General features: G+C 65.3%; 9 protein-coding genes. All 9 read left to right on the top strand.

Annotation, left to right across the window (positions count from 1 at the left end):
• Positions 1 to 651, top strand: a 651-nt coding sequence (locus QZ213_RS18640; protein WP_291687567.1) for an ABC transporter permease, incomplete at its 5' end; no start/stop codon positions are given.
• A 63-nt stretch (positions 652 to 714) separates the two neighbouring features.
• On the top strand, positions 715 to 1,641 hold the full coding sequence (locus QZ213_RS18635) for an ABC transporter permease (protein ID WP_291687568.1): 927 nt from the start codon (positions 715 to 717) through the stop codon (positions 1,639 to 1,641).
• Positions 1,642 to 1,667: 26 nt separating this feature from the next.
• A complete protein-coding gene (locus tag QZ213_RS18630; protein ID WP_291687566.1) occupies positions 1,668 to 2,654 on the top strand; it encodes an ABC transporter ATP-binding protein in 987 nt (328 codons plus the stop codon).
• Positions 2,651 to 3,652 carry an ABC transporter ATP-binding protein gene (locus QZ213_RS18625; RefSeq protein ID WP_291687565.1) on the top strand — a complete coding sequence of 334 codons (1,002 nt, stop codon included), beginning with the start codon at positions 2,651 to 2,653 and terminating at the stop codon, positions 3,650 to 3,652. The genes QZ213_RS18630 and QZ213_RS18625 overlap by 4 nt, the downstream gene beginning before the upstream one ends.
• Positions 3,653 to 3,755: 103 nt before the next feature.
• The gene (locus QZ213_RS18620; protein WP_291687564.1) at positions 3,756 to 5,558 is read left to right on the top strand and encodes a gamma-glutamyltransferase family protein; all 1,803 of its coding nucleotides are present in this window, start codon (positions 3,756 to 3,758) and stop codon (positions 5,556 to 5,558) included.
• A gap of 8 nt (positions 5,559 to 5,566) precedes the next feature.
• The gene (locus QZ213_RS18615; protein WP_291687563.1) at positions 5,567 to 6,277 is read left to right on the top strand and encodes a DUF1028 domain-containing protein; all 711 of its coding nucleotides are present in this window, start codon (positions 5,567 to 5,569) and stop codon (positions 6,275 to 6,277) included.
• Entirely contained in the window at positions 6,274 to 7,263 is a 990-nt protein-coding gene (locus QZ213_RS18610) for an ABC transporter ATP-binding protein (protein ID WP_291687562.1), read from the top strand. The genes QZ213_RS18615 and QZ213_RS18610 overlap by 4 nt, the downstream gene beginning before the upstream one ends.
• A complete protein-coding gene (locus tag QZ213_RS18605) occupies positions 7,260 to 8,363 on the top strand; it encodes a dipeptide ABC transporter ATP-binding protein (RefSeq protein WP_291687561.1) in 1,104 nt (367 codons plus the stop codon). Before QZ213_RS18610 ends, QZ213_RS18605 begins: the two co-directional genes overlap by 4 nt.
• Before the next feature lie 26 nt (positions 8,364 to 8,389).
• A partial coding sequence (locus tag QZ213_RS18600) for an ABC transporter substrate-binding protein (RefSeq protein ID WP_291687560.1) occupies positions 8,390 to 9,658 on the top strand: 1,269 nt, incomplete at its 3' end.

Here is a 9,658-nt window from a genome sequence, read left to right as displayed (position 1 = left end):
TTCGGCATCCTGATGGGCGTCTATTCGGCGCTGCGGCGCGACTCGCTGCTGGCGAAAGTTTTCCAGGCGATTTCGCTGATCGGAATCTCGCTGCCGACCTTCCTGATCGGCATCTTGCTGATCTATCTGTTCGCCGTGGTGCTGGGCTGGCTGCCGTCGTTCGGCCGCGGCGAAGTGGTGCGAATCGGCTGGTGGACGACGGGGCTTCTCACCCTCTCCGGTCTCAAGGCCCTGATCCTGCCCTCGATCACGCTCGGCCTGTTCCAGATGACATTGATCATGCGGCTGGTGCGGGCCGAGATGCTCGAGGTGCTGCGCACCGACTACATCCGGTTTGCGCGGGCGCGCGGACTGACGACGCGCGCGATCCACTTCGGTCACGCCCTCAAGAATACCCTGGTGCCGGTGATCACGGTGGCGGGCCTGCAGTTTGGCTCGGTTATTGCATTTGCGATCATTACCGAAACCGTGTTCCAGTGGCCGGGAATGGGACTATTGTTCCTGCAAGCCGTGCAGACCGTCGATATTCCGATCATGGCAGCGTACCTGATGATGGTGTCGCTGATCTTCGTCACCATCAATCTGGTGGTCGATATTCTCTACACCGTCGTCGACCCGCGGCTGCGCTCGACCATCAGCCGCCCGGCCTGAACCGAGTTTACGCGCATGTCCGACGCCGTCGCCCCGCACAAATCCGGATCCACCGCGCCCCGCATGCGTTTCTCGCCCCGTGGGTTGATCGGGCGCGCCGTCGAGAGCGATTTGTTCTATTCGTTCCGCCGCTCCAGGATCACCATGGTTGCGGCGGCCGTGACAACGCTGTTTTTCCTGCTCGCGATTTTCGCGCCGCTGTTCGCGGTGCAGAATCCGTTCGACCCGGCGCAGCTTCAATTGATGAATTCGCGGATCGCGCCGCTGTGGACGGCCGACGGCCAAAGCCCGTTCCTGCTCGGCACCGACGAGCAGGGCCGCGACGTACTTTCCGCCATCCTCTACGGCATGCGTATTTCGCTCGCGGTCGGCGTTCTCGGCGTGCTGTTCTCCGGTGCGCTCGGCATTGTCCTCGGCCTGATCGCGGGTTATTTCGGCGGCGCCGTCGATGGGCTGATCATGCGCATTGCCGACGTGCAGCTCAGCTTCCCCGCCATCCTGATCGCGCTGCTGGTCAACGGCGTCGTCAAATCGGTGTTCGGAAACCGGCTCGATGCCACGAGTACGCTGGCGGTGCTGGTGATCGCGATCGGCCTGAGTTTCTGGGTCCAGTATGCGCGCACCGTGCGCGGCTCGGTGATGGTGGAGAAGAACAAGGACTATGTGGCGGCGGCCCAATTGATCGGCCTTCCCGCCCCCGTGATCATGCTGCGCCACGTGCTGCCCAACGCGATGGGGCCCATCCTGGTGATCGCCACCATCAACCTCGCGCTTGCCGTTATCACCGAGGCGACGCTGTCGTTTCTCGGCGCCGGCATGCCCGACACCATGCCCTCGCTCGGTACCCTGATCCGGATCGGCAACAATTATCTGTTCGCCGGCGAATGGTGGATCGTCGCCTTCCCCGGACTTGCGCTGGCGGCGCTGATACTTTCCATCAACCTGCTCGGCGACTGGTTGCGCGACGCGCTCAACCCGAAACTCCGATGACAAGCGGCGCCCAACCCATCGATCGTATGACAGATCCCGTTCTCTCCGTGCGTAACCTTCAGGTGGAATTCGTCACCCGCCGCTCTGCGCTTCGCGCCATCGACGGAATCTCGTTCGACATCGCCAAGGGCGAAGTGCTCGGCGTGGTCGGCGAATCCGGCGCCGGAAAATCCGTCACCGGGCTGGCCGTGATCGGCCTGATCGATCCGCCCGGCCGCATCGCCGGTGGCTCGATTTGTCTCTCGGGCCTAAGAATCGACGATCTGCCGCCGGAAGAGATGCGCCGGATTCGGGGAAAGCGGATCGGCATGATTTTTCAGGATCCGCTCACCAGCCTCAATCCTTTGTACCGGATCGGCGAACAGCTGATCGAGACCATCCGGACCCACACCAGCCTGTCGGAACAGGCCGCGCGCAAACGCGCCATCGATCTGTTGGCCGAGGTCGGTATTCCCGCGCCTGAAAAGCGCATCGACGCCTATCCGCATGAATTCTCCGGCGGCATGCGCCAGCGCGTGGTGATCGCGCTCGCCATTTGCGCCGAACCGGAATTGATCATTGCGGACGAGCCGACCACGGCGCTCGACGTCTCCGTGCAGGCCCAGATCATCTCGCTGATAAAGCGTCTCGGGCGCGACCACGGCACCGCGGTGATGCTGGTGACCCACGACATGGGCGTGATCGCCGAGACCTGCGACCGCGTCGCGGTGATGTATTCCGGCCGTATCGCCGAAATCGGCCCGGTGCGCCAGGTCGTGCAGAACCCGCTGCACCCCTATGCCAAGGGCCTGATGGGCGCGATCCCGACGCTGTCAGGCGATGCAGCGCGGCTGGTCCAGATCCCCGGTTCGATGCCGCGGCTTTCCGCAATCCCGCCGGGCTGCGCCTTCAACCCGCGCTGCGCCTTCGCCTTCGACCGCTGCCGCGTTGAACGGCCCGAGCCGATCGGGCAAGGTGAGCAGGCCGTCGCCTGCCATCTGTTCGATGCCGCCGCCAGGGATAATGCGGCATGACCGCGGCGCCCTTCATCGACGTCAGGAATTTGCGCCGCGTGTTCGACGTCTCCAAGCCGTGGCTGAACCGGGTGCTCGAAGGCGGCCATCTGGAATTTTTGAAAGCGGTCGACGGCGTGAGCTTCGACATCGCGAAAGGCGAGACGTTCGCCCTGGTCGGCGAATCCGGTTCGGGCAAGACCACGGTTGCCCGGATGGTGGTCGGGCTGTTGCCGCCGACCTCGGGCGAAGTCATCATCGACGGCGTCTCGATGAGCGATACCAGGCAATTGCAGGCGCGCCGGCTGCTGCGCCGCCGTATCCAGATGATCTTCCAGGACCCCTATGCGAGCCTCAACCCGCGGCTTCGGGTCGATGCCATCGTCGCCGAGCCGATCCGCGCCTTCGACCTGATCCAGGGCGAGCGCGATATCCAGGCCCGGGTCGGCGAACTCTTGACTCTGGTCGGCCTGCACGCCGACGACGGCTGGAAATATCCGCATGAATTCTCCGGCGGGCAGCGGCAGCGCATCGCGATTGCGCGGGCGCTCGCCTCCCAAGCCGAGTTTATCGTCTGCGACGAGCCGACCTCCGCGCTCGATGTTTCCGTGCAGGCGCAGATCCTCAATCTGATGCGCGACCTGCAGGACAAGTTCGGCCTCACCTACCTCTTCATCAGCCACAACCTCGCCGTGGTCCGCCACATGGCGAGCCGCATCGGCGTGATGTATCTCGGCCGCATCGTCGAGATAGCGGAGGGGCGCGAATTATTCAACAATCCGCGAATGCCCTACACTAGGATGCTGCTGGGCGCGGTGCCGGATCTCGCGATGTCCGGCCGCCAGCGCATTCCGGTCAAGGGCGAGATTCCCAACCCGATCGATCCGCCGCCCGGCTGCGCGTTCAACCCGCGCTGCCCGCTGGCGTTCGATCTCTGCCGCCGGCTAGCCCCCGAACTGATCGACGGCGTCGCCTGCCATGCCGTCAACACTCCCGCCGGCGCCAACGTCCCGGCATGATCACGCGGATGGGAGCGCGGCCGCGCGTGGCGCCGGTTGGCAGGCTGCCTCGGCTGTGGTCAAGTGCGCCCGCCCCGCGGCGCCAGCATAACCTTGGATTCCCATGAGCAAGATCAATCCCGATCCATTCACAACCCGGCCGGAAATCGAAGGCACATTCGGGGTCGTCACCTCGACCCACTGGATCGCCACCGCGGTCGGGATGGCCACCCTGGAGAAGGGCGGCAACGCCTTCGATGCCGGCGTCGCCACCGCGTTCACGCTGCAGGTGGTCGAGCCGCATCTGAACGGTCCGGGCGGCGATGTGCCGATCATCGTGCACGACGTCAAACGTGGCCGCACCGAAGTGATCTGCGGCCAGGGTCCCGCGCCGCAGGGGGCGACCATCGCGCACTACCGCGACGAGGGGCTCGAGATGGTTCCCGGCACCGGGCTCTTGGCGGCCTGCGTTCCCGGTACCTTCGAATCCTGGATGCTGCTGTTGCGTGACTACGGCAGCCTGCGGCTGCGCGACGTACTGGAGCCGGCCATCGCTTATGCGCGCGACGGCTATCCGCTGGTGGAGCGCGCGGCGGCGACCATCCAGACCGTCGAGCAGTTGTTCCGGAAACATTGGACCACCTCTGCCGCGGTCTATTTGCCCAACAATGAAGTGCCAAGACCCGGCACGCTCTTCACCAACAAGACGCTGTCGGAAACCTACGCCCGCATCCTCAAGGAAGCGGAAAGCGCAGGAAGCGACCGCGTCGCGCAGATCGAGCGGGCGCGCAAGGCCTGGTCGCATGGATTTGTCGCCGAAGCGATCGACGAGTTCTGCCGCACGCAGGCGGTGATGGACGTCTCCGGCTCGCCGCATCGTGGCGTGCTCCGCGCCGACGACATGGCGCGCTGGCAGCCGTCAGTGGAAGCGCCGCTGACCTACGACTATGGCCGCTACACCGTCTGCAAGGCCGGGGTCTGGAGCCAGGGCCCCGTGATGCTGCAGCAGCTTGCGCTGCTGAAGGGATTTGAACTCGACGGGCTCGATCCCATCGGTCCCGAGTTCATCCATCTGCAGGTCGAATGCGCCAAGCTCGCCTATGCCGACCGCGAGAAATTCTACGGCGATCCTGATTTCACGGAGATTCCGATCGCGACGCTGTTGTCCGACGCCTACAATGACGAACGACGCAAGCTGATCTCCGAAAAGGCCTCGCTCGATTTCGTCCCAGGCTCGGTCGAAGGCTTTGGTGCGGTGGTAAAGCTGCGGCGCCAGGAAGGCCACCGCGAGGCGGTCGGCGCCATGGGCGCGGGCGAGCCCACCGTCGGTCGCTTCGGCGAGGTGCGCGGCGACACCGTGCATTTCGACATCATCGACCAGGCCGGCAACATGATCTCGGCGACGCCGTCGGGCGGCTGGCTGCAGTCGTCGCCGGTGATTCCCAAACTCGGCTTCTGTCTCGGCAGCCGCGCCCAGATGTTCTGGCTGGAGGAAAATCATCCCGCCGCGCTGGCGCCGGGCAAGCGGCCGCGCACCACGCTCAGCCCGACCATGGCGCTGCGCGACGGCGAGCCGTATCTCTCATGGGGCTCGCCCGGCGGCGACCAGCAGGATCAGTGGATCACGCAATTCTTCCTGCGGCACGTTCATGCCGGGATGAACCTGCAGGAAGCGATCGACGCGCCGGCCTGGCATTCCGAGCATTTCCCGATCTCGTTCTGGCCGCGCACAGCGCGCCCCGGCGTGCTCGTGGTCGAAAACCGCGTGCCGAAGGCGACCGTCGACAACCTCAAGAGCCGTGGTCATATCGTGGAGACCGGCCCCGACTGGTCGGAAGGCCGCCTCACCGCCGCCTCGAAAGTCGGGCGGCGCCGCCGCGCCGCCGCCAATCCCCGCGGCATGCAGGGCTACGCGGCCGGACGATAAGAGCTGAGATGACCTGGTCGATCATCGCCCGAGACAATGCCACCGGCCAGCTCGGCATCGCGGTTGCGACAAAGTTCTTCGCCGTCGGCGCGCGCGTGCCGTTTATCGCCGCTCGCCTCGGCGCGATCGCGACGCAGGCATTGGTCAATCCCTATTACGGCATCGACGGTGTGGGGCTGCTGCGCGAAGGCCGAAAGCCGCGCGAAATCGTCGACACGCTGATCGCTGCGGACGCCGGGCGCGAGAGCCGGCAGCTTCACGTCATGGACGCGTTTGGCCGCATCGCTTGCCATACCGGGCGCGATTGCGTCGACTGGTGCGGGCACTTCGAAGGCGACGGGTTCTCGATTGCCGGCAACATGCTGGCGGGCGCGCAGGTGCTGGACGATACCGCGGGGGCATACGTGGCGAACGAGACGCTGCCGTTCCCGCAACGTCTGATCGCGGCGATGCGATCGGGCGAAGCCGCGGGCGGCGACAAGCGCGGCAAGCAATCGGCGGCGCTGCTGATCTACGGCGCCGAGGACTGGTCCGACCTCGACCTGCGCGTCGACGACCACGCCGATCCGCTGGCCGAACTGGAGCGTCTCGAAGCGGTCAGCCGCGCGCATTGGGCGCATTTCCGAAAGGTGCTGCCCACGCGCCAGAACCCGGCCGGCGTCACCGACCGAAGGATCATAGACGCGTCAATCGAAACCGCCGTTGCGGGCCGGAAATGACGGATATCCCGCTGATCGAAATCAGGGACTTGCGGGTGCTGTTCCACGGCGACGACGGCCGCATTACCCATGCGGTCGACGCCATCGACCTCAGCGTGGCCAACGGCGCGACGCTCGGGCTGGTCGGCGAATCCGGCTGCGGCAAGAGCGTGACATCGCTCGCCATCATGGGCCTGCTGTCGAAACATTCCGCTGAAGTTTCCGGCTCGATCCATTTCGACGGTCTTGACCTGCTCGAGGTACCCGACCAGACCTTGCGCGATCTGCGCGGCAACCGGCTGGCGATGATCTTCCAGGAGCCGATGACCTCGCTCAACCCGAGCCTTACCATCGGCGAACAGGTCATCGAGACCATCCTGCGCCATCGCGGCGGTCCACGGCGCGCCGCGCGCGAGCGCGCGATCAAGCTGCTGCGCCGCGTCCACATCCCCTCTCCTGAAAAACGCATCGACGAATATCCGCACAAGCTGTCGGGCGGCATGCGCCAGCGCGTCATGATCGCGATGGCGCTGGCGTGCGATCCCAGGCTTCTGATCGCGGACGAGCCGACCACCGCGCTCGACGTGACCCTGCAGGCGCAAATCCTCGACCTGATGCGCGAGCTGAAGGCCGCGAGCGGGGCTGCGATCATCCTGATCACCCACGATCTCGGCGTGGTCGCCGAAGTCTGCGACGAGGTCGCGGTGATGTATGCCGGCGAGATCGTCGAGCGCGCTGATGTCGACGAATTGTTCGCCTCGCCCCAGCATCCCTACACCGTCGGCCTGCTCGGCTCGATTCCCCGGCTCGGCCGCCGCGCCTCGCATCTGGCCACCATCGAGGGCATGGTGCCGAACATGGCCAACCCGCCGACCGGCTGCCGCTTTGCCCCGCGTTGCCCGTTCGTCAGCGAGCCCTGCCTTGCCGCGCCGCCGCCTTTCGCGGAGGTCAGCCCTGGCCACTGGTCGCGCTGCATCAAGGCGCCGCTGGAGAGGCTGGTGTCATGACCGCCCTGCTCGAGGTCGAAAATCTCGTAAAGCATTTCGTCGCCGAGCGTTCGGTGTTCGGGCGGCCGACCGCGCATGTAAAAGCGGTCGACGGAGTGAGCTTCAGCGTCGAGGCCGGCAAGACGCTGGCGCTGGTCGGCGAGTCCGGCTGCGGCAAATCCACTGTCAGCCGGCTGGTGCTGCGGCTGATCGAGCCGGATTCGGGGCGGATCCGCTTCGAGGGCCGCGATCTGCTCGCGCTGGACGCCAACCAATTGCGCGCCTTCCGCCGCGACGCGCAGATCATCTTTCAGGACCCCTACGCCTCGCTCAACCCGCGCATGACGGTCAACCAGATCCTGACCGAACCCCTGGGTCTGCACGGCCTCGTGCCGCCCAAGGGCCGCCGCGAGCGGGTCGAGGAATTATTGCGCCTGGTCGGGTTGGAACCGCGCTTTGCGCGCCGCTATCCCCACGAATTCTCCGGCGGCCAGCGCCAGCGCATCGCCATCGCGCGGGCGCTCGCGGTCGAACCGAAACTCATCATCTGCGATGAGCCGGTATCGGCGCTGGACGTCTCGATCCGCTCGCAGATCCTCAACCTGCTGCGCGATCTGCAGGACCGGCTCGGGCTCGCCTACATTTTCGTCTCGCACGACCTAGCCGTGGTCAAGCACATCGCCGACCGCGTCGCCGTGATGAACCTTGGCGTCATCGTCGAGAGCTCGGACGCCGAGGCGTTGTTCGCCTCGCCGCGTCATCCCTATAGCCGCGCGCTGTTGTCTGCGATTCCGGTACCCAGACCGCGGGCAAAACGCAACCGCATTGTGCTGCAGGGCGAGATGCCGAGCGCACTCAATCCGCCGGCTGGCTGCCGCTTTCATACCCGCTGTCCCTACGTGATCGAGCGCTGCCGCGTCGAGCCGCCGCAACTGCTCGGCAATGGACACTTGACCGCGTGCCACCGCGCGTCGGAACTGCCACCGGCCGACGCGGTCATTCCCGCCGACACCCTGTCGCCGGTGCTGGAACGACTGGTGGCGGCTTTCGGTACCGCCCGGGAAGTAGCCGCCTCCCCCGGGGTTGATATAGTCGGGGCAACGCCGCCGGCCGCCGGGTGAAATTGCATAACATGGAGACAAGTCCGATGAAGATCCTGCGTTTGGCTTATGCCGCGGCCGCATTGCTGCTGTCGCTCCAAGCGGTCGCCGAGGCCCAGACCACGCTGCGGATCGGCCTTGCCGAGGACCCGGACATTCTCGATCCGACGCTGGCGCGCACCTATGTCGGCCGCATCGTATTCGCCGCCTTCTGCGACAAGCTGTTCGACATCGACGAAAAGCTCAACATCGTGCCGCAGCTCGCGCTGTCGCACGAGACTTCCGCCGACGGCAAGCAAGTCACGATCAAGCTGCGGCCTGGCGTCAAATTCCAGGACGGCGAGCCATTCGACGCCGAGGCCGCAAAATTCTCGCTGGAGCGGCATCTGACCATGCAGGGCTCGTTCCGGAAACCTGAACTCGCGGCGCTGGATCGTGTCGATATCGTCGATCCCCTGACCATAAAACTCGCATTGAAGGCGCCGTTCTCGCCGCTGATCGCGCAGCTCACCGATCGCGCCGGGATGATGGTCTCGCCCAAGGCCGCGAAAGAGGAAGGCGACAAGTTCGGGCTGCATCCGGTCTGCGCGGGACCCTACAAATTCGTCGAGCGGGTGCAGCAGGACCGCATCGTGTTCGAGAAATTCGCCGACTACTGGGACAAGGGCAACATCCATATCGAACGCGTGGTGTTCCTGCCGATCGTCGACGCCACGGTGCGCCTCGCCAATCTGAAATCCGGCGGGCTCGACCTGATCGAGCGGCTTCTCGCAACCGACATCAAGACCGTGCAGGCGGACCCTAAACTCAAGCTGTCGACCGCGATCGAACTCGGCTATCAGGGCGTGACGCTCAACATCGGCAAGGATAAGGCCAAGGGGCCGCTCAGCCAGTCCGCCAAGGTGCGCCAGGCGCTCGATCTTGCGATCGATCGCGAGGCCGTCAATCAGGTCGTGTTCAACGGCGAGTTCAAGCCCGGCAACCAATGGGTCAATCCCGATCATCCCTATTACCAGAAGGCCTTTCCGGTGCGCGGCCGCGACATCGAGAAGGCCAAGGCGTTGTTGAAGGAAGCCGGCGTCGCGCCGCCGATCAACGTCGACTTCATGGTGCCGAAGGGCGCGGAGACCGAAGCCGTGGCGCAGGTGATGCAGTCGATGGCGGCGGAAGCCGGTTTCGACATGAAGATCAGGGTCACCGAATTCGCGACATCGCTGAAGCAGGCCGAAGCCGGTGAGTATCAGGCCTACATGCTGGCGTGGAGCGGACGCATCGATCCCGACGGCAATTCCTACGTCTTCCTGAAAACCGGCGCG

The sequence above is a fragment of the Bradyrhizobium sp. genome (assembly GCF_017881085.1).
In the GTDB taxonomy this organism is placed as follows: Bacteria; Pseudomonadota; Alphaproteobacteria; order Rhizobiales; family Xanthobacteraceae; genus Bradyrhizobium.
This window is presented reverse-complemented; position numbering and strand designations above follow the sequence as displayed.